Annotated in this window: 4 tRNA genes; all 4 read right to left on the minus strand. The window is 52.3% G+C overall.

The annotated features are described in order from the left end of the window. Positions 1-250 precede the first annotated feature (250 nt). Positions 251-343: transfer RNA gene (locus ACH0B5_RS18060), tRNA-Ser, on the minus strand. A 14-nt stretch (positions 344-357) separates the two neighbouring features. Further along, positions 358-434: transfer RNA gene (locus tag ACH0B5_RS18065), tRNA-Ile, on the minus strand. Positions 435-441: 7 nt separating this feature from the next. Continuing rightward, a tRNA-Met gene (locus ACH0B5_RS18070) sits at positions 442-515 on the minus strand. A 17-nt stretch (positions 516-532) separates the two neighbouring features. Then, positions 533-608: transfer RNA gene (locus ACH0B5_RS18075), tRNA-Ala, on the minus strand.

A 608-nucleotide genomic window follows, 5' to 3' on the forward strand; every position in this document is an offset into this window, starting at 1 on the left:
CGGGGACAGGATTTGAACCTGTGACCTTCGGGTTATGAGCCCGACGAGCTACCGAACTGCTCCACCCCGCGATAATAATATTTATTTAATAATACTGACTTTACATGACGCATTCAGATTTTCCTGAACCCGTCCCGATTTCGTATAGCAACTCAAGAAGTTTGCGAAATCGTTACGCTGAAGCTTAGCTACGATGCCTATTCGTTCGTGCTCCACCCCGCGATAATACTATCATTTATTTAATTTGAAATGGCGGAGGAAGAGGGATTCGAACCCCCGCGCGGTTTAACCCGCCTGTCGGTTTTCAAGACCGATCCCTTCAGCCGGACTTGGGTATTCCTCCGTTTTATACTTCTATGGTGGACCTTGCAGGACTCGAACCTGCGACCGGACGGTTATGAGCCGTCTGCTCTAACCAACTGAGCTAAAGGTCCTTAAAGATGGCGGCAGAGGGGATCGAACCCCCGACCTCACGGGTATGAACCGTACGCTCTAGCCAGCTGAGCTACGCCGCCAGGATCTTTATTATGGTTGGTGGAGCCTAGCGGGATCGAACCGCTGACCTCCTGCGTGCAAGGCAGGCGCTCTCCCAGCTGAGCTAAGGCCCC

Origin of the sequence: Ureibacillus sp. 179-F W5.1 NHS (genome assembly GCF_045369345.1) — a bacterium.
Classification (GTDB): domain Bacteria; phylum Bacillota; class Bacilli; order Bacillales_A; family Planococcaceae; genus Ureibacillus; species Ureibacillus halotolerans.